Origin of the sequence: Marinicella rhabdoformis (genome assembly GCF_009671245.1) — a bacterium.
GTDB classification, from domain to species: Bacteria; Pseudomonadota; Gammaproteobacteria; order Xanthomonadales; family Marinicellaceae; genus Marinicella; species Marinicella rhabdoformis.
The window spans coordinates 72,511-96,554 of record NZ_VTFS01000002.1 but is presented as its reverse complement, the minus strand read 5'-3'; the positions used below and the strand labels follow the sequence as shown (position 1 = coordinate 96,554).

General features: G+C 41.9%; 26 protein-coding genes and 1 tRNA gene. 11 read left to right on the top strand and 16 right to left on the bottom strand.

Annotated elements, in window-relative coordinates; genetic code table 11:
- The first annotated feature begins 119 nt into the window (after positions 1-119).
- Positions 120-485: a response regulator gene (locus FET73_RS06730; RefSeq protein WP_154223184.1), complete on the top strand. Its 366-nt coding sequence runs from the start codon at positions 120-122 to the stop codon at positions 483-485.
- A gap of 44 nt (positions 486-529) precedes the next feature.
- Here FET73_RS06730 and orn read toward each other — a convergent pair whose 3' ends face one another.
- The gene (gene orn, locus FET73_RS06725) at positions 530-1,084 is read right to left on the bottom strand and encodes an oligoribonuclease (protein WP_154223183.1); all 555 of its coding nucleotides are present in this window, start codon (positions 1,082-1,084) and stop codon (positions 530-532) included.
- Between the two features lie 48 nt (positions 1,085-1,132).
- Between orn and rsgA the strand changes: the two genes are divergently transcribed.
- Together rsgA and FET73_RS06715 are read left to right on the top strand one after the other, a co-directional pair.
- A complete protein-coding gene (rsgA, locus tag FET73_RS06720; RefSeq protein WP_154223182.1) occupies positions 1,133-2,011 on the top strand; it encodes a ribosome small subunit-dependent GTPase A in 879 nt (292 codons plus the stop codon).
- Between the two features lie 9 nt (positions 2,012-2,020).
- Positions 2,021-2,587 (top strand): NUDIX hydrolase, encoded by a 567-nt coding sequence (locus FET73_RS06715; RefSeq protein ID WP_154223181.1) that lies wholly within the window; start codon positions 2,021-2,023, stop codon positions 2,585-2,587.
- 68 nt (positions 2,588-2,655) lie between these two features.
- Here the strand turns inward: FET73_RS06715 and pruA are convergent, their stop codons facing one another.
- The 14 genes from pruA to FET73_RS06645 all read right to left on the bottom strand — a co-directional run bounded on the left by pruA (position 2,656) and on the right by FET73_RS06645 (position 15,499).
- The gene (pruA, locus tag FET73_RS06710; RefSeq protein ID WP_154223180.1) at positions 2,656-4,284 is read right to left on the bottom strand and encodes an L-glutamate gamma-semialdehyde dehydrogenase; all 1,629 of its coding nucleotides are present in this window, start codon (positions 4,282-4,284) and stop codon (positions 2,656-2,658) included.
- A gap of 44 nt (positions 4,285-4,328) precedes the next feature.
- Positions 4,329-5,426 carry a GGDEF domain-containing protein gene (locus FET73_RS06705; RefSeq protein WP_154223179.1) on the bottom strand — a complete coding sequence of 366 codons (1,098 nt, stop codon included), beginning with the start codon at positions 5,424-5,426 and terminating at the stop codon, positions 4,329-4,331.
- 118 nt (positions 5,427-5,544) lie between these two features.
- The gene (locus FET73_RS06700) at positions 5,545-6,519 is read right to left on the bottom strand and encodes a malate dehydrogenase (protein WP_154223178.1); all 975 of its coding nucleotides are present in this window, start codon (positions 6,517-6,519) and stop codon (positions 5,545-5,547) included.
- Between the two features lie 133 nt (positions 6,520-6,652).
- On the bottom strand, positions 6,653-6,868 hold the full coding sequence (locus tag FET73_RS06695; protein ID WP_154223177.1) for a cold-shock protein: 216 nt from the start codon (positions 6,866-6,868) through the stop codon (positions 6,653-6,655).
- A 282-nt stretch (positions 6,869-7,150) separates the two neighbouring features.
- Positions 7,151-7,227 (bottom strand) — tRNA-Pro (locus FET73_RS06690).
- Positions 7,228-7,301: 74 nt separating this feature from the next.
- Positions 7,302-7,655 carry a MerR family transcriptional regulator gene (locus tag FET73_RS06685; protein WP_154223176.1) on the bottom strand — a complete coding sequence of 118 codons (354 nt, stop codon included), beginning with the start codon at positions 7,653-7,655 and terminating at the stop codon, positions 7,302-7,304.
- Positions 7,633-7,941, bottom strand: coding sequence for an integration host factor subunit alpha (locus FET73_RS06680; protein WP_154223175.1), 309 nt, complete (start codon positions 7,939-7,941; stop codon positions 7,633-7,635). Before FET73_RS06680 ends, FET73_RS06685 begins: the two co-directional genes overlap by 23 nt.
- Positions 7,938-10,307 carry a phenylalanine--tRNA ligase subunit beta gene (gene pheT, locus FET73_RS06675; RefSeq protein ID WP_154223174.1) on the bottom strand — a complete coding sequence of 790 codons (2,370 nt, stop codon included), beginning with the start codon at positions 10,305-10,307 and terminating at the stop codon, positions 7,938-7,940. The genes FET73_RS06680 and pheT overlap by 4 nt, the downstream gene beginning before the upstream one ends.
- 15 nt (positions 10,308-10,322) lie before the next feature.
- Entirely contained in the window at positions 10,323-11,288 is a 966-nt protein-coding gene (pheS, locus tag FET73_RS06670) for a phenylalanine--tRNA ligase subunit alpha (RefSeq protein WP_154223383.1), read from the bottom strand.
- Positions 11,289-11,435: 147 nt separating this feature from the next.
- Positions 11,436-11,792, bottom strand: a complete 357-nt coding sequence (gene rplT, locus FET73_RS06665) for a 50S ribosomal protein L20 (protein ID WP_154223173.1) — start codon at positions 11,790-11,792, stop codon at positions 11,436-11,438.
- Between the two features lie 17 nt (positions 11,793-11,809).
- A complete protein-coding gene (gene rpmI, locus FET73_RS06660) occupies positions 11,810-12,004 on the bottom strand; it encodes a 50S ribosomal protein L35 (RefSeq protein ID WP_154223172.1) in 195 nt (64 codons plus the stop codon).
- Between the two features lie 202 nt (positions 12,005-12,206).
- Positions 12,207-12,734 carry a translation initiation factor IF-3 gene (gene infC / locus FET73_RS06655; RefSeq protein WP_179952174.1) on the bottom strand — a complete coding sequence of 176 codons (528 nt, stop codon included), beginning with the start codon at positions 12,732-12,734 and terminating at the stop codon, positions 12,207-12,209.
- A gap of 18 nt (positions 12,735-12,752) precedes the next feature.
- A complete protein-coding gene (thrS, locus tag FET73_RS06650; protein WP_154223171.1) occupies positions 12,753-14,660 on the bottom strand; it encodes a threonine--tRNA ligase in 1,908 nt (635 codons plus the stop codon).
- A gap of 104 nt (positions 14,661-14,764) precedes the next feature.
- Positions 14,765-15,499, bottom strand: a complete 735-nt coding sequence (locus tag FET73_RS06645; protein ID WP_154223170.1) for a pyridoxine 5'-phosphate synthase — start codon at positions 15,497-15,499, stop codon at positions 14,765-14,767.
- Between the two features lie 361 nt (positions 15,500-15,860).
- Here FET73_RS06645 and FET73_RS06640 point away from each other — a divergent pair, with 361 nt between their 5' ends.
- A complete protein-coding gene (locus FET73_RS06640; RefSeq protein ID WP_154223169.1) occupies positions 15,861-16,634 on the top strand; it encodes a hypothetical protein in 774 nt (257 codons plus the stop codon).
- On the opposite strand, the gene FET73_RS06635 is transcribed toward FET73_RS06640, so the two are convergent.
- Positions 16,629-17,474 (bottom strand): tryptophan 2,3-dioxygenase, encoded by an 846-nt coding sequence (locus FET73_RS06635; protein WP_154223168.1) that lies wholly within the window; start codon positions 17,472-17,474, stop codon positions 16,629-16,631. The genes FET73_RS06640 and FET73_RS06635 overlap by 6 nt on opposite strands.
- Before the next feature lie 230 nt (positions 17,475-17,704).
- On the opposite strand from FET73_RS06635, the gene pdhA reads away from it, so the two are divergent.
- The 7 genes from pdhA (at position 17,705) to FET73_RS06600 (ending at position 24,021) form a co-directional block, all read left to right on the top strand.
- On the top strand, positions 17,705-18,787 hold the full coding sequence (gene pdhA / locus FET73_RS06630) for a pyruvate dehydrogenase (acetyl-transferring) E1 component subunit alpha (RefSeq protein ID WP_154223167.1): 1,083 nt from the start codon (positions 17,705-17,707) through the stop codon (positions 18,785-18,787).
- On the top strand, positions 18,780-19,760 hold the full coding sequence (locus FET73_RS06625; RefSeq protein WP_154223166.1) for an alpha-ketoacid dehydrogenase subunit beta: 981 nt from the start codon (positions 18,780-18,782) through the stop codon (positions 19,758-19,760). The genes pdhA and FET73_RS06625 overlap by 8 nt, the downstream gene beginning before the upstream one ends.
- On the top strand, positions 19,757-21,046 hold the full coding sequence (locus tag FET73_RS06620; protein ID WP_154223165.1) for a dihydrolipoamide acetyltransferase family protein: 1,290 nt from the start codon (positions 19,757-19,759) through the stop codon (positions 21,044-21,046). The genes FET73_RS06625 and FET73_RS06620 overlap by 4 nt, the downstream gene beginning before the upstream one ends.
- A gap of 207 nt (positions 21,047-21,253) precedes the next feature.
- Positions 21,254-21,754 (top strand): HvfA family oxazolone/thioamide-modified RiPP metallophore, encoded by a 501-nt coding sequence (locus tag FET73_RS06615; RefSeq protein ID WP_154223164.1) that lies wholly within the window; start codon positions 21,254-21,256, stop codon positions 21,752-21,754.
- The gene (locus FET73_RS06610) at positions 21,736-22,614 is read left to right on the top strand and encodes an HvfB family MNIO-type RiPP peptide maturase (protein WP_246172690.1); all 879 of its coding nucleotides are present in this window, start codon (positions 21,736-21,738) and stop codon (positions 22,612-22,614) included. The genes FET73_RS06615 and FET73_RS06610 overlap by 19 nt, the downstream gene beginning before the upstream one ends.
- Positions 22,601-23,356: an HvfC family RiPP maturation protein gene (locus FET73_RS06605; protein WP_154223163.1), complete on the top strand. Its 756-nt coding sequence runs from the start codon at positions 22,601-22,603 to the stop codon at positions 23,354-23,356. The genes FET73_RS06610 and FET73_RS06605 overlap by 14 nt, the downstream gene beginning before the upstream one ends.
- Positions 23,353-24,021 (top strand): HvfX family Cu-binding RiPP maturation protein, encoded by a 669-nt coding sequence (locus tag FET73_RS06600; protein WP_154223162.1) that lies wholly within the window; start codon positions 23,353-23,355, stop codon positions 24,019-24,021. Before FET73_RS06605 ends, FET73_RS06600 begins: the two co-directional genes overlap by 4 nt.
- Positions 24,022-24,044: the final 23 nt, after the last annotated feature.

The window sequence follows — 24,044 nt, the reverse complement described above, 5'->3', positions numbered from 1 at the left end:
CTTCACTGAATCTCACCCTTGTTGAGCGACATAAACACAAACGTCTTTAAAAAAACATTATTTTGCTTTTTTCTGCAATATTCTTTAAGATAACTAACAAGTTAAATACCAAAATAATTATGGCAAGAATATTAATCATAGATGACTCTCCTTCTCAATTGTACGGCATGCAAAAAATTGTTGAAAAGCTGGGCCATGAAACCATTTTGACTGAAAATGGTAAAGAGGGCATTCAGATAGCCAGAGAGCAGTTGCCTGATTTGATTTTGATGGACGTGGTGATGCCTGACCTGAATGGTTTCCAAGCCACCAGAAAAATCAGCAAAGATGAACGCACAGCGCACATCCCCATTGTTATCGTCACTACGAAGAAACTCGAAACTGATCGTGTTTGGGGCATGAGACAAGGTGCCAAAGAATATTTGGTCAAACCTGTGACAGAAAAATCACTGAAAGCAGTTATTGAAGCCAACTTAAGCGAATAAGATTAATGGGCACCCCGACTTGCGCGGGGTGCTGATTGCTTGGGTTATTTCAATCCTGATATTTCACCCATAAACTGGCGGTAATAAGCCAACTCTTTAATAGACTCTTGAATGTCTGCCAGTGCTAAATGCTGTCCACTTTTACTGAACCCTTCTAACAATTGCGGATTCCAACGCCTGATCAATTCCTTGATGCTGCTGACATCCACTTGTCGATAATGAAAAAAGTTTTCTAATTTAGGCATCCATTTGGCTAAAAAACGCCTGTCTTGGCAAATACTGTTTCCACACATGGGTGACGTATGGATGTCCACATGTTCTTGTAAAAATTCAATCGTCATGGCTTCAGCATCTTTTAAGCCGATATCTGAAGAAACCACCCTATCCCACAAGCCAGAATTACTGTGATGCTCGGTATTCCAATCATCCATAGCTTCTAACACACTTTCAGGCTGATGAACTGCTAATGACGGACCTTCAGCAATGGTATTAAGGTCTTTGTCAGTGACTATGGTGGCGATTTCAATGATTTTGTCCTTCATCGGATTCAATCCAGTCATTTCTAAATCAATCCAAATCAAATGCGACTTCTTGTCCATGGCATTATTTCCTGCATAAAAAAGTCTATTTTAGTCTAAAATGGCCTGATGACTGAAACTTACCGCGTCACTTCGACACAAAAAAATACCGCCAGCATGATTCATACAGAAAATCATCAAGCCATTTCTGCCTTTTTCCCTAGAAAACTCAAACCAATATGCGGTGATGAGGTTGAGGTCGAACACTTAAAAAGCGAATTCAGAATCACAAGGATTAACAAACGATTCAACAGCTTTTGTCGGGCAGACAGTCGAGGAAGAAAACAACACATTGCTGCCAATGTCGATCAAATCATGATTGTCATGGCTGTCAAACCTGAACCCACTAGAGACATTTTAAATCGTTATTTGGTGGTGGCTGAGAAAGAAGGCATCACACCATTGTTGGTGTTCAATAAATCTGATATGGATCCTTTGTTCTTTGTAAACACCATCAATCAATATGAAAAACTGGGGTATTTGACATTTAAGACATATAACCAAGACCCATCAACCGTGGTTGATTTAAAAAGACAGTTAGCTGATAAGACCACCATTTTGGCTGGTCAATCGGGCGTCGGCAAATCTTCTTTAACAGAGTTAATGATGCCTGAAGTGAAATTAAAAACAGGCAAGTTGTCTGACAAAACAGGTAAGGGTGCACACACCACCAGCGTCACTCAGATGTACCATGACAGCACGTTGAATGCCAATATTATTGATTCACCCGGCGTATGGGAATATGGATTGTGGTCTATGGAGGCCCATGAAATTGCGGCAGGTTTTATAGATTTCGATGATTTTATGGGACAATGCAAATTCAGTAATTGTACACACATACATGAACCTGGGTGTGCGATTGAACTCGCTGTAAAGCAAGGTAAAATTAAAAATAACCGGTTCGAATCTTATTTAAGAATTGTGGATTCTATGAAGTATTGGGCTTAAGGAGATTTTATGGAGATTAATTTTTGCAACCTTTGTGGTGCCACATCAGAACAAAGCATCCCTGAAGGTGATGACAAACCCAGAGCGGTATGCACCCAATGTGGTCACATACAGTACCAAAACCCCAAAATCGTGAATGCTTGTATCATTGAACATGATGGAAAGATATTATTAGGTAAGCGTACCATTGCACCAAGAATTGGTTGTTGGAATGTACCAGCAGGCTTTATGGAAAATGGTGAAGCCACCAGAACTGGTGCCATCAGAGAGGTCAAAGAAGAAGTTTTGGCTGATTTAAAAAATGTGACCTTGTTTGGCGTTTACAACATCGTTCAAAGAAACCAGGTGCATGTTTATTTTCGAGGTGAATTAGCCCACCCTCACTTTGGTGCGGGTGCAGAAACCTCCGATGCCCAATTATTCGCACCTGAAGACATACCTTGGGATGAACTGGCTTTCCCTGTTGGCATCACTGCCTTGAAACGGTACATCAAGGAAATGGAATCGGGTGATTTTAGCATCCAAGAACAAGACATAGTTATTGACTACGAGATGCTTAAAAAATTTGATGTTTGATTGATTCAGGTAAATAAAAAACCATAAAAAAAGGCGCCTTTTGACGCCTTTTTTGTTTCCACTTTCTATTAACCAAGGAATGGGTAACGATAATCTATTGGCGTAACAAACGTTTCTTTGATTGTTCTTGGAGACAACCAACGGTACAAATTCAAAGCACTACCCGCTTTGTCATTGGTACCTGAGGCACGCCCACCACCGAAAGGTTGTTGCCCAACTACAGCCCCAGTTGGCTTGTCATTGACATAAAAATTACCTGCAGCATAACGCAAACGATCAGCCATGTGATTGATCATGTAACGGTCTTGTGCAAAGATGGCACCCGTTAACGCATAAGCTGAACCTTGATCACACAAGTCCAATGTCGCTTCAAAATCTTTTTCATCATAGACAAAAATGGTTAAGACGGGACCAAAAATTTCCTCACTCATGGTTTTAAAATTAGGGTCTGTGGTGAGAATTACGGTAGGCTCAACAAAATAACCTGTGGTTTTATCACAAGTGCCGCCAATGATGACTTCTGCATCGTCAGCTGCCTGTGCGTAATCTATGTAGGTTTTGATTTTGTCAAAAGAGCGTTCATCAATGACAGCATTAATGAAGTTTGAAAAGTCACGTGTGCTGCCCATTTTAAAACTCGCCAAATCAGTCGACAGTTGTGCCTTTACTTCAGGCCACATCGATGAGGGGATGTAGGCACGAGAAGCCGCTGAACATTTTTGACCTTGGTACTCAAAAGCACCACGAGACAAAGCAGTAGCAACCGCTATGGGATTGGCAGACTCATGTGCAAAAACAAAGTCTTTACCCCCTGTTTCACCCACCAAACGTGGGTAACTGTTGTAACGTGAAATGTTACCGCCTACTTCAGCATATATGTGTTGGAATGTTGGTGTTGAACCTGTGAAATGCACACCAGCCAATTCTGGACGTGGTAACAAAGCTGCACCCGCATCAGGGCCATTGGCTGCTACCATATTAATCACACCATCAGGAAGCCCTGCTTCCATAAACACCTTCATGATGACGTGCGCTGAATACATTTGAGTACCTGATGGTTTCCAAACCACAGTATTACCTAACATCGCTGGTGTTGCTGGTAGATTACCTGCAATGGCGGTGAAATTAAATGGTGTGATGGCTAAAACAAAACCTTCCAATGGACGCCAATCCAGTTGATTCCAAACACCCGCTGATGAAACCGGTTGTTGTGACATGATTTGTTCATAAAATTTTGCATTGAAACGCAAAAAATCAATCAACTCACAAGCCGAATCAATTTCTGCTTGAAAAACATTTTTAGATTGACCATGCATGGTGGCCGCGTTGATTTCATTGCGGTAAGGGCCTTCTAATAAATCTGCAGCCTTCAAGAAAACAGCTGCACGTGACTGCCATGGCAGTGATTGCCACTTAGCCTGTGCTGCAACTGCTGCATCTGCCGCTGCATTCAACTCATCTTTGCCTGCCAAATGGGCGTTTGCTAAGACATGTTGATGGTTATGAGGCATAACTACAGCTTCTGTCCGGCCAGTGCGAACTTCTTGACCATTAATAATACAGGGAATGTCCAACACTTCAGCTGCCATTTCATCCATTTTTAGCTGTAAAGACAAGACCTCTTCACTGCCTGGTATGTAGTTTCTTACGGGTTCATTAATGACCGCAGGTGTTTGCGGTATGTTTGCACTGATCATTTGGAGACCTCAAATCAAAAGCCCCATTATATTGAAGTTACTGTCTAGGTTGTAGCACTTTTGTATGTCGATATAGACAAGTTTTCATCAACTTTAGCCCGGTACATGGCCAAATCAGCTTTTCTCCTTAATGCGCTCAGTGTATCTCCATCTTCAGGATAGAAAGAAATGCCGATACTGCTGTTTAATTTTAAATTAACATGATTCAGTATGACGGGCGCTTGAATTTCTGACAACATTTTTGTAGCCCATGAAACGGCATGCATTTTTAAATCAAATCCATAATACACAACTAAAAATTCATCACTGCCCACACGCATCACAAAACCACAATCAGTCATCATTACCTCTAAACGAGAAGATACTTCTTTGATGCACCAATCACCTATTTCATGCCCATAAACCTCATTGATAACTTTAAATTGATCCAAATCCAAATACATAACAGCCACTTGATCACCGTTTGCTTTCCACTCAGTAATTTGCGCTTCAAATAACTGCTCTCCCCTTTCTAACAGAGGCAATCCCGTCATGGCATCAATATAACTGGTATCTTTGAGTCGACGATTTTGGGCTTCTAAATGGGTTAATAACGATACCAATCTTTTTTTATATAACAAGAGTGCAGAAGTTGTGAAGTAAATAAAAAATATAAAGCACATCATAACAATGACCCAATGTTCCCAGCTAGAAATCAATAAATTGGCATCAAATGAGGGCTCAATCCACATTGAAACAAACAATAAACCAGCAATTGACATGAAAAATAAAATGATTAAATAATATTTTTCTGCAATCACACTTGGGAAAAACAACAAAAGTAAAATTCCAATCAAAGGAATGAAATGCATCGAAGCGGCAAAAACACCCAGAGTATAAACACCAAGTAATGCAAGCACGCCAAGCATCATAGCCATAGATCCAGCTTTAAAACGTACAGTTAATTTATCTTTAAACACCCCCAAAAACAAAGTGGCAATCCAGAGTACAGCCTGAATAGTTTCTCTTACACCCCATCCTGTGATCTCAGAACGTAAAAATACCATGAGCAAACCCATAGAACTAAAAACCAACCAAGACATAACAGATTTGTTAATTAAATCTTGGAATAAAACACTTTCAGTTTTTACTAATTCATTCATTATCAGGTCGGGATATCAAGCCATTTCATACTATCACAATTTTAATCTTTACAAAAAAGCTTACACATAAAAAAAAGGCCGCATTAAGCGGCCTCAAATTGCCTTGAAGAGAATTTATTTAGAACAAATGCTCAACCGCAGCTCGCTCTTCGCGCAACTCTTCTTCAGTTGCATCGATGCGACTTTGTGAAAACTCATTAACTGGTAAATCTTGAACAATGGTATATGTGCCATTAGCACAAGTCACAGGGTATGAGAAGATGATACCAGGTGCTATACCGTAACTGCCATCACTTGGAATCGCCATAGAAACCCAGTCACCTTCGTTTGTACCTAATGCCCAATTTCGCATGTGGTCAATAGCAGAAGAAGCCGCAGAAGCTGCAGATGAAGCACCACGTGCTTTAATGATGGCAGCACCACGTTGTTGAACTGTTGGAATGAAATCATTAACATACCAATCTTGATCGACGTCGCTCATGGCTTCACCGTTGATCAAAACTTGTGAGACATCTGGATATTGTGTAGATGAGTGGTTGCCCCAAATGGTCATTTTTTTGATGTCATTGGTTTGCACATCTAATTTACCAGACAATTGAGCCAAAGCTCGGTTATGATCCAAGCGTGTCATGGCCGTGAACTGTGCAGGATTAATGTCTGGTGCATTTTGTTGAGCAATCAGTGCATTGGTATTGGCAGGATTACCCACCACCAAAACTTTAATGTCTTTTGATGCATGGTCATTCATCGCTTTACCTTGTACCGAAAAAATCTTGGCATTGGCTTGCAACAAATCACTTCGCTCCATACCTGGACCACGTGGCATAGCACCTACTAACAAAGCATAGTTAGCATCTTTAAAGGCCACATTGGCATCATCAGTTGCCACAACACCATGTAACAATGGGAATGCACAGTCCTCTAATTCCATTACAACACCTTGAACAGCATTCATGGCAGGTGGAATTTCTAATAAGTGCAAAATAACAGGTTGATCTGGACCTAACATGTTGCCAGCTGCTATACGGAACAACAATTGATAACCGATTTGACCGGCTGCGCCAGTGACGACGACTCTTACAGGTGCTTTCATTGGGATCTCCAAAATTTTCTAAGAAACTTAAATCGCGCGCATTATATCACGCAGCTGTGTACTTTTCTTTATCCCACAAAAAAAGGTTGGTTACTTGCGTAACCAACCTTTCATGAATTCAGTAAACTAGAATTTAGATTACTTTGATTTCAGCAGCTTGTGGGCCTTTTGGTCCATCTACAACTGCGAATTCAACTGCTTGACCTTCGGTCAAAGTTCTGAATCCATCGTTATCATTAACAATAGCTGAAAAATGTGCGAAGACGTCTTTGCCGCCTTGTTGCTCTAAAAATCCAAACCCTTTTGACTCGTCAAACCACTTGACTGTGCCGGTAACTCTTTCTGACATGGTGTATCTCAATATAAAAATTTAAAAACTTATCTGTGCGGACTTTAATTTTAAAGAACAACACAAAATAAAAAATGGAAAAATAAAACCTCAATCATATTCAATACCACTTGGACATTAACTACTTGGTCAATTCTTCTGGGAGGCAAGTATAGGTATTATTGAAAAATATGCAAACTTTATTATTAAAAGTTATCAAAAAGCGGGCCGAATGCTAAGAATAGCGTAGTTTTAGTATGAATTTACAAAGAACAGAAGGATGATCAAAAATTTAAATAAATTTGGTCGGAACGAGAGGATTTGAACCTCCGACCCCCACAACCCCATTGTGGTGCGCTACCAAGCTGCGCTACGTTCCGACATAAAAAAACCCAATTAAGCCAGCGCCTAATTGGGTCGCGTATTTTAACACAAAGCAGAAAAAATCAATTGCTTATTTTAATAAATCTAAAATTTCTTCCAACTCAATTCGAGTTTGTTGAATCACTTGATAAGATTTACTTGCTTCTTTTTCAGGCACTTCACCAGATAACTTTTGTTTGGCACCATTGATGGTGTAGCCGTGATCATATAACAAACTTCGAATTTGACGAATCATCATCACATCATTACGCTGATAGTAGCGGCGATTACCACGCCGTTTAACCGGGTTTAGGTTATCGAATTCATTTTCCCAATAGCGCAACACATGCTGCTTAACGTCACACAAAGTGCTCACTTCACCAATGGTGAAGTAACGCTTAGCAGGAATGGGTGGCAGGGTTTTATTGTGGCCTTGATCCAGCATAGGTCTCTATGGTACTTCTCAGTTTTTGGCCTGGTTTAAACGCCACAACCCTTCTGGCTGTGATTGGAATTTCTTCCAATGTTTTGGGGTTTCTTCCAGGTCTTGATTTCTTATCTCTTAATTCAAAGTTTCCGAATCCAGATAACTTAACACCATGCCCTGCCAGCAGCTGTTCTTTGATGGTATCAAAAAACGCCGTGACAAATTCGCTGGCTTCACGTTTGTTTAAGCCAACTTCCATATACAAAACTTCCGCTAAATCGGTCTTTGTTATCGTTTCGGTCATGTTCTCAATTCCGCATTCAGATGTTCTGTCAAATAGGATACCGCTTTTGATAGCAGATTGTCCACTTCTTTATCTTCTAAAGTGCGATTATTTTCTTGAAAAATCAGTGCCATGGCCAGACTTTTACATCCACTTTCAATGTGCTCACCCTGATAGACGTCAAATAAACTCAAGTCTTTCATCACGCCAACATCAGCACCAAGTGCTTTTCTAACAGCAGATTGAACGTCGTACCAAGTCACATCCTCTTTTACCATAATTGACAAATCGCGTCTTACTGAAGGAAATTTAGACACCGCTTCCCATTGTGGCAAACTGATGGATTTAATGGCTGCCACGTCAAACACCGCAACCAACACGTCTTGTTTGATTTTTAATTTTTGACATATACTGGGGTGAACTTGTCCAACATAACCCAAAACCTCACCTTCAGAAGTTACTTGAGCTTGCCTGCCCGGGTGTAAATATTTTTCTTCACTGACTTCAAATAACAAAGCGGTTTTTCCAAGTAACGATTCCACTTCGCCTTTCATGTCATAAAAGTCAACTTTTCTACTGGCTTCGCCCCATTGCTCAGGACGATTCATACCACAACGTGCCATCAACAAATAATCTTTTTGTTGAATAGCCTTGTTTTCAACAAACACTTTACCCATCTCAAACAATGACAAATCACCGCTTTGACGGGCCAAGTTTGATTTGATATTTTGAAGCACACCACCCAACAATTGTGTGCGCATGACAGCCATGTCTTTGTTTAACGGATTGGCTAAAGCAATACCACCGTCTGCCACGCCTAAATCTTGTAATTGCTTTTCTGGAACAAAAGCATAGTTGATGACTTCTTGATAACCCAAGTCAGCTAAATGCGCTTTGATTTGCTTGTCTTGTCGCATTTGTTCTGGAATGACGCGAATGGCGTCAGTCGAATGTAACCGCAAGGCTGGCATTTGATCATAACCAACCACTCGCACGACCTCTTCAATCAAGTCTTCTGCAATGGCCAAATCAAAACGCCAACTGGGTGTTTCGACTGTCCAAGTGTCATTATCAAATGTTGTCACCAAACCCAAACCTTCAAAAATTGCAGTCACCCTTTCATCTGCAACATCAAAACCCAATACGCGTTTTAATTTTACAGCAGTTAAAGTGATGGTCTGACTTGCAGGCACATTGGCTTCATCAACATTGACATTCATTGGTGCGACTTCACCACCACAAATTTCAACAATTAATTGAGTAGCACGCGCCATCGCTTGGGCTTGTAATGCGACATCGACACCACGTTCAAAGCGTAAAGCCGATTCTGTATGCACACCCAACTTTCTTGATTTGCCCATGATGGTTGCAGGATCAAAATATGCCGATTCTAAAACAATGTCTTTTGTTTCGGCTGTTACACCACTGTGCAACCCACCCATGACACCAGCAACTGCCAAAGCTTTTTTCTCATCCGCAATCACGATGAATTCTGGAGTCAACTTGGCTTCTGATTCGTCCAACAACACCAATCCTTCATCTTTTTTCGCCATGCGCACAACCAAGTCACCTTCAATGTTGCTTTTATCAAAAGCATGCATGGGTTGCCCTAATTCCATCATCACAAAATTGGTAACATCAACCACTGGATGGATTGACTTAACACCTGTACGACGTAATTTTTCTTTCATCCACAGCGGGGTTACCGCTTGGTTATTAATGCCTTTAACCACACGACTGATATAAACTGGACATTGTTCAACAGCTTTCATTTGAACATTGACTTGATCAGAAATGCTTTCTGTAACCACATCAATGCAAGGCGGCGTTTGTGTCAAGCCATTCATTGCTGCCACTTCACGAGCCACACCACTGATACAAAAACAATCAGCACGATTAGGGGTCAGGTCAATATCAATGATTTGATCCGCCGTTTGTAAGTATTCAGCCACATCAGCACCCACTGGTGCATCTGCAGGTAACTCAATGATGCCATCTGATTCTTGACTCAGTCCCAATTCAACTTCAGAACACAACATGCCATGAGATTCCACACCACGCAATTTTGATTTTTTGATTTTAAAATTGCCAGGCAACACGGCACCAATTTGTGACAAAGCAGTTTTCAACCCTGTTCTGGCATTAGGCGCACCACAAACGATTTGTACCGTTTCAGTGCCCGCATTCACTTGACAGACTTTCAGTTTGTCAGCATCAGGGTGCTTCTCACAAGAAATGATTTCTGCAACCACCACATTTGAAAACACACCGGCTGCAGGCTCAACGCCATCAACTTCCAAGCCTAGCATGGTTAATTGCGCCATTAATTCATCGGTAGTCAAATCGTTATTGACCCATTCATTTAACCAATTTTCACTAATTTTCATGATAAATCCCTTTAATTACGATTGAAACTGGCTCAAAAAGCCCATGTCATTTTCAAAGAAGTTACGCAAATCTTGTACGCCATAACGTAACATGGCAAATCGCTCAACACCCAAGCCAAACGCAAAACCTGTGTATTTTTCAGGATCGATACCACCTGAGCGCAACACGTTTGGATGTACCATACCGCAACCCAGCACCTCTAACCAGTCGATGCTGCCATCACCTTTTTTCCACTCCACATCCACTTCTGCAGAAGGTTCAGTAAAAGGGAAATACGAAGGCCGTAATCTGATTTGTAAGTCGTCTTCAAAAAAGGCATTAACAAATTGACTCAACACACCTTTTAAAGAGGCAAATGTGACATTTTCGCCAATCACCAATCCTTCAACCTGGTGAAACATCGGCGTATGTGTTTGATCTGAGTCAGAACGGTAAACCTTACCCGGTGCGATGATTTTGATGGGTGGTTTCATCGTCTTCATGGCTCGAATTTGAACCGGTGATGTGTGCGTACGCAGTAAATGACCATCTGGGAAGTAGAATGTGTCGTGCATCGCTCGCGCAGGGTGATGCGCAGGAAAGTTCAAGGCCTCAAAGTTATGAAAGTCATCTTCAATCTCAGGACCTGTAACCACATCAAATCCAACTTGCGAAAATAATTCTATGATGCGCTCCATGGTGCGCGTTACTGGGTGAACTCCACCGACGGCATTTTTTCTGCCTGGCAAGCTCACATCTATAGCCTCGGACATTAACTTTTGATTCAGTTCTTTGGCCTGAATGTCAGTTTTTTGTGCCTGAATGGCAGTGAACAATTGTTGTTTAACTTGATTAATTTCTGCACCAGCTGCCTTACGTTCCTCTGCAGGCAATTGACCCAGCTCTTTTAATTGTGTGGTTATTGAACCTTTTTTGCCCAGAAATTGTACCCTGATGTCATCCAATGATTGGGTTGAGTCGGCGGCGTTGATTTGTACCAAGCCGTCTGCTAATAATTGTTTTAAATCGTTCACTTTTTTTCACCTTATGAAATAAAAAAGAGGAATCAGATATACACCTGATTCCTCTTCTTGATCATTATGTTGCTTTAATTTTTAAAGCCAGTCCTTACTGAAAAGGATTAATGATTATGCCAATGCAGCCTTGGCTTGCTCAACAACAGCAGCAAAACCTGCTTTGTCATGAACAGCCATGTCAGCCAACACTTTGCGATCCAGAGAGATATCAGCTTTTTTCAAGCCATTGATAAATCGTGAATAGCTCATGCCGTTGTTTCTTGCACCTGCATTGATTCGTGTAATCCACAAAGCACGGAATTGTCTTTTTCTGACGCGACGGTCACGGTAAGCATATTGTCCTGCTTTAATAACAGCCTGTTTAGCAACACGGTAAATCTTACGACGCGCGTTGTAATAACCTTTGGCTAATTTTAATACTTTTTTATGTCTTCTGCGTGCTTGGACGCCTCTTTTCACTCTTGCCATGATTTAACTCCTTTTAATTATGCGTAAGGTAACAAACGTTTTACTGAAGCTTCATCAGCTTCATGTACCAAACTGGTTCCACGTAGATTACGTTTACGTTTTTGGCTCATCTTGGTCAAGATGTGACTTCTAAAAGCGTGCTTTCTTTTGAAGCCGCTCGCTGTTTTTCTAAAGCGCTTTTGTGCGCCTTTTTTAGTCTTCATTTTAGGCATAATGCCCTCCTGTTATCATTTTATACGCCTGCAAGTAGCCAAAACTGACTTTCTCTTAACCTTAACTCACAGGTGCTCATATGAGGTTTAAATGCACAACTTGTACATCCAAACCACATCAACCAATTTGTAGGCAATTCAATGACGATTGCCTAAGCGTATCGATTGTCACGCTTTGTGAGGAATGAACCTCACTGCTCAATCACTTGTTTACAGGCTTTGGTGCCAGTAACATGATCATGAATCGACCTTCCATTTTCGCTGGACGTTGCTCTACTGTCACTTCGTCCACCAATTCCTTTTCCAAACGATCCAACATATCTGAACCGATGTCTCTGTGTGCCAATTCACGTCCACGGAACTGAATCGTCACTTTGACTTTATTGCCTTGAGAAATAAACTTTCTCAAATTGCGGAGCTTGACTTGAAAATCAGCTTCTTCAGTGTTCGGTCTGAATTTAACTTCTTTAAGCTGAACTTTCTTTTGGTTTTTCTTGGCCTGCTGGTTCTTTTTGGCTTGTTCAAATTTAAACTTACCAAAATCCATAATTTTACATACGGGCGGCTGTGCTTTGGGAGATATTTCTACCAAGTCCAAACCTGCACCTTTGGCTCTAGCCAAAGCTTCAGCGGTAGATAATACACCCACCTGCTCTCCGTTTTGGTCAATCAACCTAACTTCAGAAACTCTGATTTGCTGGTTTCTGCGTACTTTGTCATTTTTAGCGATCTGTCAATCCTCCGATTATTAAATTTTATCCTTTACTTGTTGATCCAATAACTGAATCAACGATTCAAGGTTCATCGAGCCTAAATCTTTTCCATCATGTGAACGCACAGTGATGGTTTCTTCATCTAGCTCTTTGTTACCCACAATGACCAAGTAATTAGTCTTGGTTAAAGTGTGCTGGCGAATTTTATAGCCGATCTTCTCGTTTCTCAAGTCAAAAATCGCTCTAAAACCTTTATTTTTCAATGTTTGGCCAATTTTTTCCGCATATTCGGCTTGTTGACCCGTAATATTGAGTACAGCAACCTGCGTAGGCGCCAACCAAAGTGGCAAATTTCCAGCATGCTGTTCAATCAAAATACCAATAAACCTTTCAAAGGAACCTAAGATGGCACGATGCAACATCACAGGTACCTGTTTGTCACCTTGCTCATCAATGTAACTCGCTTCTAAACGGTTTGGCATTGAAAAATCAACTTGGATGGTGCCACATTGCCATACCCTGCCCAAACAATCTTTCAAAGAAAATTCAATTTTGGGCCCATAAAAAGCACCCTCACCGGGCAACTCTTCCCAAGCAATGCCTTTGTCATCCAATGCATCGGCCAATGCTTTTTCAGATTTATCCCAAATTTCATCACTGCCCACACGCTTTTCTGGACGTGTAGATATGCGGTAAATGATTTCATTAAAACCAAAATCTTTATAAACTTCATGCAAAAAGTCAATGAATTCTGAAACCTCTGCCCCAATTTGTGACTCTTGACAAAAAATATGCCCATCATCTTGAACAAAACCACGAACCCGCATCAATCCATGTAAGGCACCCGATGGTTCATTCCGGTGACAAGATCCAAATTCAGCTAACCGTATAGGCAGATCTCGATAAGATTTCAAACCTTGATTAAACACCTGAACATGACAAGGGCAATTCATTGGCTTCATCGCAAACTGCTTGTGCTCAGACTCAACAGTAAACATGTCATCACCAAATTTATCTGCGTGCCCTGACTTTTCCCATAAAGAATAATCAACCACGGAAGGTGTATTGATTTCTTTATAGTCCTTACCATTTAACTTTGCACGCATGTACTGTTGAATTGACTGGTAAATAGACCAACCGCGATCATGCCAAAACACCATACCAGGTGCTTCATCTTGAAAATGGAACAACTCCATGCGTTTACCCAATTTTCTGTGATCGCGCTTTTCCGCTTCTTCTAAACGGAACAGGTATTCTTTTAAATCTTTTTTATCTGTCCAAGCCGTACCGTAGACGCGTTGTAACATTTCATTGTTACTGTCGCCACGCCAATACGCACCTGCTACTTTCATCAGCTTAAAAACTTTCAGTTTACCCGTATTGGGCACATGCGGCCCACGACACAAGTCAGTAAATTCACCCTGCTTATATAAGGACAGCGTTTCACTTTCAGGGATGTCTCTGATGATTTCCGCTTTATATTTTTCGCCTTTTGACTCAAAATATGTCACCGCTTCATTGCGTGACATTTCAAACCGCTCAACGGGCAGCTTTTCTTTCACGATTTTTTTCATTTCAGCTGTGATTTTTGCCAAATCTTCTTCTTGAAAAGGTGCTTCAGTCGCAAAATCGTAGTAATAGCCATCCTCTATCACAGGACCAATAGTCACCTGAACATCGGGATACAAGCGCTGAACAGCTTGTGCCATCAAATGGGCCGTTGAGTGACGGACCACTTCCAAGCCTTCTGGAGATGAAGGTGTGACAATCGCCAATTGTATATCTTTGTCTACAACATAGGACAAATCCACCATTTCACCGTCGACTTTTGCAGCCAGTGCGGCATTGGCTAAACCAGGACCTATGTCCATGGCCACATCTGAAACACTTAAAGCGTTTTCGTAAGTTCTTTGACTACCGTCAGTTAGGGTTACTGTGATCATCTGAATGAAAAAATAGGCTCAAGGCCGTTGTTATTGTTAAAAAAGCGTGAAATTATATCATGCACACCCAAGATTGAAATTTTAATTGACACTATTACACAGTTTTACGCCGCGTTTTTGCAAATTCTTAAATAGTCAGCAATGACTTGCTTGTGCCCATATTCTAAAGACTCCACTGTCAGTGCATGACCGATTGAAACCTCAAGGATATTTGGGATCGTTAAGAAGTCGGCTAAATTAACCAAATCCAAATCATGTCCTGCATTGACACCCAGTCCCAATTCATTGGCCAATAAAGCCGCATTTTTGTATTGCAACAATGAGGATTCAAAATCACCGGCTACATGTGCATGTGCATAACTTTCGGTATATAACTCAATGCGGTCAACCCCTGCTTTTGCGGCCAAACGCACCTGAGATTCATCTGGATCCAAGAACACTGAACAACGCACACCCCAAGCATTAAGCTGCTTTGATAAATCAGACACATAATCAGCATGTTGGTGCATGTCCCAGCCATGATCTGATGTCAGTTGATCTGGTGCATCTGGAACCAATGTGCATTGATCAGGCCTTACGGACTCTATCAGCGCCATAAAGTCATCTGAGGGATAACCCTCAACATTAAACTCAACAGTTTCCAGCGGTGCTATCAATGCCGCTAAATCACGAACATCTTGGCGAGTGGTATGGCGTTCATCTTGTCGAGGATGCACGGTCAGACCATACACGCCTAAGTTGATTAATTTTTGCGCATAGGCAACCACATTGGGATAATCTCTACCGCGAGAGTTCCGCAACAAAGCAATTTTATTTAAATTGACACTCAATGCTGTCATTCATTTGTCACTGATACAAAAAAACGAATTCTACAACATTCAAGAGAAATAGCCACGAACTAATAAGCATGAGCTAAACAAAGGAAGTAAATAATCTCAGAATTGACGTTTATTTTAAGCATAAAAAAAAACAAAACAACACAGAGAGAAAACGTCAACCCACAAAACTCTGTATTGTTTTGCTTTTGCTGTAGGTACTTAATGTGTCCATATTAACATTTGGAGAAAGAACCCTACCTCCCCCCGTTACGAAATTGCGAAATGAGAAAGAAATGACTTCGTAACATAAGGATGGGTTTATTTTACATAAATGATGATTGATGATAATATTGCGTACAAATATGTGCGCAAAAAAAACGTAATGCAAAGAGAAACACCACAAATATCACTTCAAAAAGCGCTGGTTCCTGTCAGCAAAATGGTTATCCAATTCGGGTTACACTGCCATGAATTCAAGCAAAACATTCAACTGGCCTACATTCAAGCGGCTATTGAGTTATTGAACGAATCAGGCATCAAACCAACCAATCAGGCAATCGCCGTGAAAACCGGCATTGATCGACGGGCCATTGCAGAGTTCAACAAGATCACCAAAACACCAGAAAAAAGCATGAATAAAATGGACTTGGTTTTAGAAGCACTACAAAGGTTAAAAAACCAAGGCACAACAGACCTTCCCGCATCAAAACTCAATCAACTGATAGATAATATATACGGTGGCCACATCAGAGCCAAAGCCGTAGTAACAGAATTATTGTCTAAAGAGGTGATCAGCAAAATTAACAACAAGTTTCACATTAACCAAGCTTTGTACCAACAACTCAGCACACAAAAAGACTTAGCTGATGAAGTAGATGTCACAACCAAAAGGTTATTTGACACCTTCTATCAGAAGATGTATTCACAGAATCAAGCTGAACACTTGAACCTGGCATCGGTGTATTCTGGCCGCATCCCTGACAGCAAGCATGACAAAATCAACCAAATCATCGAAGAAAAAATGCTCGCATTTCAAAAAGAAATGCAACTACTCATCGAAGAACATGAAACCAATGTCAAGGCAGGAAGCTTTGCCAATGTCGGTTTTGCCCAATTTCAATTTGATTCCAGAAAGCAAATAAAAAACAATTTATAACTCGGTCCTTAGCCTTAACAACTCCGGAAAAAAAGTCAAATCCAATGCTTTCTTTAAAAAACTGACACCAGAAGACCCACCTGAACCATGTTTAAAGCCAATGATTCGCTCAACAGTTTTCATGTGTCTGAATCGCCACAACTGGAACGACTCTTCAACATCCACTAATTGTTCACACAAGGCATACACCTTCCAATGTGCATCTGGCTGCTGATACACCTTAACCAACTGCCTCATCAATGCTTCATTAAACACATGTGGCTGACTGAAGTCACGATTCAACAAATCATCAGGCAAATCAAAACCTTGTTTTGCCAAGTAGGAAATAAATACATCATACACGCTTGGGGCATGTAAAACACCGTCAAGTTGCGCTCTGGATTTAGAACCTTCGGGAAATACCTTTGTCATTTTGGCGTTTTTATTACCCAGCAGAAACTCTACCATGCGGTATTGAACGGACTGAAAACCAGACGCATTACCAAAAACATGACGAAACTGCATGTACTCACTCGGCGTCAAAGTTTCTAAAACAGACCACTGTTCAAATAACTGTCGTTGCACTTGCTTCACACGAGCCAAAATTTTTGACGCCCTACCCACGTGCCCCAATTGAATGCATTCAATGGCGGCTTGTAATTCATGAACAATTAACTTCAGCCACAACTCTGACGTCTGATGTTGAATGATGAACAACATTTCATCATGGTGCGGCGGCTCACTCAATGGATGTTGTGCTGATAACAACGTATCCAAACACAAATAGCCACCGTAGTTGCGTCGTTCTGACACATCCAGCTTGATGCCCTGTTCTAAATTTCTTAAGTTTTCGTCTGACATTCAATCAGTCCTCTATTTCCGCACGCTATTTAAGACCCTTGGCCTTTATTATTTTTCATTATTCAACTATAATACTGCCGCTTTGTTGCCTACCTTGGTAAGCAACAAGTCAAATTATAAAGTTTTGTCCACCATATGACCATATTAAACTTGGCTCATGACAAAACACATGGCGCGCCCCATATGCCGCCAAACCACAGTCCCAAATCCAAACCTAACGGAGAGTGAACTTGACTACTGTTGCATCTTTTGAGATCAATTACTTGCAATACTTGTCACCTAATGGTGATTTAGTGGGTGACAAGAAACCCAACATTGCTACTAATTACGAGCATTTGAAATCCATCTATGAATTGATGGTAATGACGCGAACTTTTGACACCAAAGCGGTGGCACTACAAAGAACCGGAAAAATGGGCACCTATGCATCTTGCTTAGGCCATGAAGCGGTACACATTGGTATTGGCGCAGCAATGGAAGAATCCGATGTCTTTGCTCCCATGTACCGTGAGTACGGCGCACAGTTTTACCGTGGCGTTAAAATGTCTGAAGTTTTGAATTACTGGGGTGGCGACGAGCGTGGCAGCAACTTTTCTGGACCGCAACATGATTTCCCATGGTGCGTACCCATTGCGACACAATGTATGCATGCAGCAGGCGCCGCCTTGGCTTTTAAACTGCGCGGTGAGCAACGTGCAGCTGTCAGCGTCGTTGGAGACGGAGGCAGCTCAAAAGGTGACTTCTTAGAAGCCATCAATGCAGCCAGTGCCTTCCAACTGCCCATGGTGTTAATGATCGTCAACAACCAATGGGCCATTTCTGTACCACGCAAAAAACAAAGTGCTGGTCGCACATTGGCTCAAAAAGGTGTCGCTGGCGGTTTACCTTGTATTCAAGTAGACGGCAATGACTACATCGCAGTTTACACCGCGGTTAAATCTGCATTGAAACGTGCAAAAGAAGGTAAAGGCGCTTCAGTGATTGAAGCCATTACTTACCGATTAAGTGATCACACCACTGCGGATGATGCCTCTCGCTACAGACCAGATGATGAAGTAGAAAACGCACGTGAGTTCGAACCCATCAAGCGCATGAGAAAATATTTGACCAACCAAGGTCAATGGAATGAACAATTAGAAAATCAATTGATAGCAACCTGTAAAGCGGAAGTGGATGAAGCGGTAGAAGAGTATTTAAATGTACCTAAACCCGAAATCACTGACATGTTTGATTACATGTATGCCGATTTACCGCATGACCTGGAAGCCCAACGCAGGTATGCGTTAGAGCAAGAGGAGAAGTCTAATGGCTAAAGTGACGATGGTAGATGCCGTAACCATGGCATTGGCACACGAATTAAGAAATGACAAAGATGTGGTTATCTTGGGTGAAGACGTTGGTATCAATGGAGGCGTATTCCGAGCTACCAATGGTTTGGCTCAAGAATTTGGTGAAGACCGAGTGATTGACACGCCTTTGGCCGAAGCCATGATTGCAGGTTTAACCGTCGGCATGGCAACCCAAGGCATGAAGCCCATAGCCGAAGCACAATTTATGGGCTTTATTTACCCCATGTTTGAACAAATTGTTTGTCATGCTGCAAGGTTCAGAAACAGAACTCGTGGAAGATTAACTTGTCCTCTGGTTATCCGCGCACCGTACGGTGGCGGTATCCATGCGCCAGAGCACCATTCAGAAAGCACAGAAGCCATGTTTGCACACATTCCTGGTTTACGTGTGGTCGCACCTTCATCTCCAAGCCGTGCTTACGGTTTGTTATTGGCAGCCATCAGAAACCCTGATCCAGTATTATTCTTAGAACCCAAACGTGTTTACCACTTAAATAAAGAAGAAGTGGAAGACGATGGTGAAGAGTACCCACTGGACATGTGTTTCGTAGACCGAGAAGGTACTGACGTGACTTTGGTTACCTGGGGTGCGATGATGAAAGAAACCATTGAAGCTGCAGATAAATTAGCCACTGAAGGCATTTCTGCTGAAATCATCGATGTCGCAACCATCAGTCCATTGGATATGGACACCATACATGAATCTGTTGAAAAAACGGGCCGCTGTGTGATTATCCAAGAAGCTGCCAGACATTGCAGCTTGTCATCAGAAATTGCTGCCAATTTGGCAGACCAAGGTTTGTACAACTTAATGGCACCAGTTAAACGTGTAACAGGTTATGACACCATCATGCCTTTATTCAAGATGGAGAAGAAATACATGCCAACCGCAGACAGAATTATTGATCAAGTACGCAAAGTGATGGAGGTATCATGAGTATTTTTAAATTACCCGATTTAGGCGAAGGCTTACCAGATGCAGAAATCGTTGAGTGGCACGTTCAAGTTGGCGATACTGTAGAAGTTGACCAACCGATGGTTTCTATGGAAACAGCCAAAGCCGTAGTTGACGTTCCCGTTCCTACAGCAGGCGTTGTAGCCAAACTGTATGGTGAGCCCGGTGATGTCATCGATACAGGCGCACCCTTGATTGAGTTTTCAGCTGACGGTACATCTGCTGGCACTGAAGACACACCCTCACAATTGCGTGCAGAAGCCGAAGAAGTTTTGAATGACTTAAAAGACGGCTCAGACAATGATGAACCTGCAAAAGAAGAAGCCATTGGTACTGTTGTAGGTCAAATGGAAGCTTCAAATACAGTCATCAACAGCATGCAAGACTTCGGCGGTAAGAAAGCGGCACCTGCTGTTCGTGCATTGGCCAAAAAATTAAAAGTTGATTTGGCCACAGTTGAAGCCACAGGTACTGGCGGTGTGATTCGCCCGAGTGATGTGAAAAAAGCTGCGGCAAATCCACAGCCAGCGGCACCTGCTGCTCCGACACCAGCACCAATTCCTGCGGCGGCACCTGTAGCGCCAACCCCTACTCCAGCTGCACCAAAACCAACGGCACCTGCTGTAGCAACAGGTGACTGGCAACAAGTCAAAGGCTCACGCAGAACCATGGCTCGCGTCATGCAGAATGCACATGCCAACATCGTTCCGACAACAATCATGGACGATGCAGACATTCATGCTTGGTTGCCTGGCCAAGACATAACCGGTAGATTGATTCGCTCTTTGGTTGTTGCTGCTGCAGCAGAACCTGCATTGAATGCATGGTTTGATGGTGAAAAATTAGCGCGTCGCATCATTGGACATGTTGACATTGGTATTGCTGTGGATACAGAAGATGGTTTATTTGTACCCACCATGCGTAACTGCGAGTCATTGACGCCAGAACAAATTCGTGGCGAAATGAACGTGATTAAAAGCCAAGTCAAATCACGCAGCATTCCACCTGAAGCCATGAAGGATTACACCATCATGTTGTCTAACTTCGGCGTTTATGCTGGCAGGTATGCGACACCGGTGATTACACCCCCATGTGTTTCAATCATTGCTGCAGGTAAGCTGCGTCATGAAGTGGTGCCTGTGTTGGGCGGTATGGAAGCGCACAGAACCATTCCATTGTCTCTGACATTCGATCACCGCGCGGTGACGGGTGGCGAAGCAGCACGCTTTTTAGCGGCGATGATCAAGGATTTAAATCAATCGAAATAAGAACGATTAAAAACCTTCAAAAAAGCGTTCAATGAAAGTTGAGCGCTTTTTTTTTGCAATATTTTTAACGCTTTATGGTCTTTTGATTGAATTCAGTGAAAAAAAGTTAACTGACTTTTTACACAGAATATGCCAATATATTGGTTCAAACCGCACTCAATCTGCGGCTTTGAATATAATTTAAAACATTCCTTCGGAGGGAAAACAATGAAAGACATGAAAATAAAACCAGTTTCAGCAGCCATTGCTGCAGCAGTTACTTTAGTAGGCTCAGCTTCTATGATGAGCGATTCAAATCCTTTTGGTCAAAATGACTTAAGCCAAGGTTATGAGAATGCCGAAGGCCATGCCATCGCAAAATTTGATGGTAAAGATGGCGAAGGTAAATGTGGCGGTGACAAAAAAGATGCTGAAGGTAAAAAAGCCGAAGGCAAATGTGGTGAAGGCAAATGTGGTGAAGGCAAATGCGGCGGCGACAAAAAAGATGCCGAAGGCAAATGTGGTGAAGGCAAATGCGGCGGTGACAAAAAAGATGCTGAAGGCAAATGTGGTGAAGGCAAATGCGGCGGTGACAAAAAAGATGCCGAAGGCAAATGTGGTGAAGGCAAATGCGGTGGTCACGACAAAGCCAAAGATAAAAAAGCCGAAGGTAAATGCGGCGAAGACCATAAGAAAGATGCCGAAGGTAAATGTGGTGGCAAAGCATAAGCACCATGCAGCTTTCTGAGCTACAAGGCGCAGGAATTGGATTGAGACGGGGCCTGGTTGCGCCGTTTCAATCATTTGGCGACCTTAATCCTGTGCAGTTTATGGAAGTGGCACCTGAAAACTGGATCACAGTAGGTGGCCAATCAAAAAAAGACTTTTTGGCCTTTGCGTCTAAGTATCCCATGGTTTTACACGGCTTGTCTTTATCCATTGGTGGGCCAGATGCACTGAATGAAACCTTAGTCAAAAGCATCAAAAAGTTTAAAGCAGACATACAATCACCTATTTATTCTGAACACCTGTCATACTGCTCAGATGGCGGTCAATTGTATGATCTGATGCCAATACCTTTCACTGAAGCCGCAGCATCTTATGTTGCAGACCGCGTACTCCGTGTCCAAGACATCTTAGGTGAGCGCATGGCTTTAGAAAATGTATCTTATTACCTAACGCAACCTGGTTCAGAGATGTCTGAACTGGAGTTTATTAATCTGGTCATTGAAAAATCAGACTGTTTACTTCACTTAGATGTGAACAACATTTATGTCAACAGCATCAATCACAATTACGATGCCTTTGATTTTTTAGACCGCTTGCCACACGAAAAAATAGCTTACATTCACATTGCAGGTCACTTCGATGAAGCTGATGACCTCAAGGTGGACACCCATGGCGATGAAGTCATAGAATCTGTTTGGCAACTGTTAGCACACACTTATAAAAATTACGGTGTTTTTCCCACGTTGTTAGAGCGCGACTTCAATTTTCCACCTGTAGCAGAACTATTGAAAGAAGTTAACCGCATTGACACGTTGCAAAATCAATACCAATCAACCAACAAAAACCATGCCCACCTTTAAGCAAGCTCAACTGGATTTTGCAGCACACCTTCGCAACCCAAATACCCAGGAAGCCCCAAGTGGCATAGAAGACAGGCGCTTAGAAATTTACAGAAACTTATTTTTTAACAGTATTTCCAGTTTGATTGCTGGTACATTTCCTGTTTTAAAAACCATTTTAAGCAACAAAGAATGGGAACAGTTGATTCGAAACTTCTTTCAAGCCAAACACAACAAAACACCACATTTCCCAGAAATTCCACGTGAATTTGTGTCTTTTGTGAAACAACTGCCAAAAGATCAGCTCAGGCCTTTCACCTATGAACTGGCCTTGTATGAATGGCTTGAATTACATTTAGATAAACATTTAAATGAAGTGGAATTTAATCTGAAGGTCAATGAAAAAGATTTACTCGATGACATTCCAGTTATCAATACAGTATCATCTTTGCAAGCCTATCAATTTCCAGTTCACCAAATCTCCGCCAACAACCAGCCCACCAAACCATTGGAACAGCCTGTTTTTTTGTTGCTGTGGAGAAACAAAGACAATCAGGTGAAGTTCACCGAACTCCAGCCTTTTTCAGCGCTGTTATTTGAACAACTTAAAAACAACAACAGCTTAAGTGGCCGCCAGCATTTGACGGGATTAGCAAAACAAAGCAAAGCACAAGACACCAATCAATTTATCAACTTTGGCCTTCAAACATTGAAACATTGGCATCAACAAAACATCATAAACACCATCAGGACCACATCATGAATACCTTCAATAAATTACAAAACCTAGCCCAAGTAAAAATGGCCAGACTGAATTCAGCCGGCGAGTGGTTACCGCCACTTTTTCTGCGGTTGATATTATTTTGGGAATTCTTTGAATCTGGTATAGAAAAATACCGCGGAGACAATTGGTTCAGTCACATCAAAGACAACTTTCCTTTCCCTTTTAACTACATTGACACAGAGATTTCTTGGTTTATGGCCACATGGGGTGAAATGGTTTTTGCGGTGATGTTGCTGATTGGCTTGGGCACTCGATTTGCGGCCTTCTCACTTATCGTCATCACTTCTGTAGCCACCGCAGCCGTACATTGGCCAGCTGACTATGGCTCTTTGGCTGAGTTGTGGCAGGGTTACGCCATCAGTGACGATGGTTTTGGTAACTTCAAGCTGCCACTGCTGTTTGTCATCATGTTGATGCCATTGGTATTCAACGGTGGCGGCAAATTCAGCTTAGATTATTTAGCAGCAAAACTAATGAATGCCAATGAATTTGGTAGAACACAATCAGACTTTACATCTAAAGGTTTGGCTCTGGCCGTTATGGGTTTAACTTTGTATTTTGTTATGCCTGTCGTTGGCATAACACTGTTAATAGCCGGATTTGCTCTTGCCATTTTTGACAAGTTGATTACACCCATGGGTTAAACTTAAGCGTACAGCACCGACAA

Bases quoted from the DNA above. Each gene is read 5' to 3' on its own strand.
- FET73_RS06640 (WP_154223169.1), top strand. From the start codon at position 15,861: ATGCAAAGAGAAACACCACAAATATCACTTCAAAAAGCGCTGGTTCCT.
- FET73_RS06610 (WP_246172690.1), top strand. From the start codon at position 21,736: ATGTGGTGGCAAAGCATAAGCACCATGCAGCTTTCTGAGCTACAAGGC.
- rpmI (WP_154223172.1), bottom strand. From the start codon at position 12,004: ATGCCTAAAATGAAGACTAAAAAAGGCGCACAAAAGCGCTTTAGAAAA.
- FET73_RS06695 (WP_154223177.1), bottom strand. From the start codon at position 6,868: ATGTCAGAAAGAGTTACCGGCACAGTCAAGTGGTTTGACGAGTCAAAA.
- FET73_RS06600 (WP_154223162.1), top strand. From the start codon at position 23,353: ATGAATACCTTCAATAAATTACAAAACCTAGCCCAAGTAAAAATGGCC.
- pheT (WP_154223174.1), bottom strand. From the start codon at position 10,307: ATGAAAATTAGTGAAAATTGGTTAAATGAATGGGTCAATAACGATTTG.
- FET73_RS06730 (WP_154223184.1), top strand. From the start codon at position 120: ATGGCAAGAATATTAATCATAGATGACTCTCCTTCTCAATTGTACGGC.
- FET73_RS06615 (WP_154223164.1), top strand. From the start codon at position 21,254: ATGAAAGACATGAAAATAAAACCAGTTTCAGCAGCCATTGCTGCAGCA.
- FET73_RS06605 (WP_154223163.1), top strand. From the start codon at position 22,601: ATGCCCACCTTTAAGCAAGCTCAACTGGATTTTGCAGCACACCTTCGC.
- FET73_RS06685 (WP_154223176.1), bottom strand. From the start codon at position 7,655: ATGCTGGATCAAGGCCACAATAAAACCCTGCCACCCATTCCTGCTAAG.
- orn (WP_154223183.1), bottom strand. From the start codon at position 1,084: ATGGACAAGAAGTCGCATTTGATTTGGATTGATTTAGAAATGACTGGA.
- FET73_RS06645 (WP_154223170.1), bottom strand. From the start codon at position 15,499: ATGACAGCATTGAGTGTCAATTTAAATAAAATTGCTTTGTTGCGGAAC.
- rplT (WP_154223173.1), bottom strand. From the start codon at position 11,792: ATGGCAAGAGTGAAAAGAGGCGTCCAAGCACGCAGAAGACATAAAAAA.
- FET73_RS06625 (WP_154223166.1), top strand. From the start codon at position 18,780: ATGGCTAAAGTGACGATGGTAGATGCCGTAACCATGGCATTGGCACAC.
- rsgA (WP_154223182.1), top strand. From the start codon at position 1,133: ATGACTGAAACTTACCGCGTCACTTCGACACAAAAAAATACCGCCAGC.
- FET73_RS06620 (WP_154223165.1), top strand. From the start codon at position 19,757: ATGAGTATTTTTAAATTACCCGATTTAGGCGAAGGCTTACCAGATGCA.
- pruA (WP_154223180.1), bottom strand. From the start codon at position 4,284: ATGATCAGTGCAAACATACCGCAAACACCTGCGGTCATTAATGAACCC.
- thrS (WP_154223171.1), bottom strand. From the start codon at position 14,660: ATGATCACAGTAACCCTAACTGACGGTAGTCAAAGAACTTACGAAAAC.
- FET73_RS06715 (WP_154223181.1), top strand. From the start codon at position 2,021: ATGGAGATTAATTTTTGCAACCTTTGTGGTGCCACATCAGAACAAAGC.
- FET73_RS06700 (WP_154223178.1), bottom strand. From the start codon at position 6,519: ATGAAAGCACCTGTAAGAGTCGTCGTCACTGGCGCAGCCGGTCAAATC.
- FET73_RS06705 (WP_154223179.1), bottom strand. From the start codon at position 5,426: ATGAATGAATTAGTAAAAACTGAAAGTGTTTTATTCCAAGATTTAATT.
- FET73_RS06635 (WP_154223168.1), bottom strand. From the start codon at position 17,474: ATGTCAGACGAAAACTTAAGAAATTTAGAACAGGGCATCAAGCTGGAT.
- FET73_RS06680 (WP_154223175.1), bottom strand. From the start codon at position 7,941: ATGACCGAAACGATAACAAAGACCGATTTAGCGGAAGTTTTGTATATG.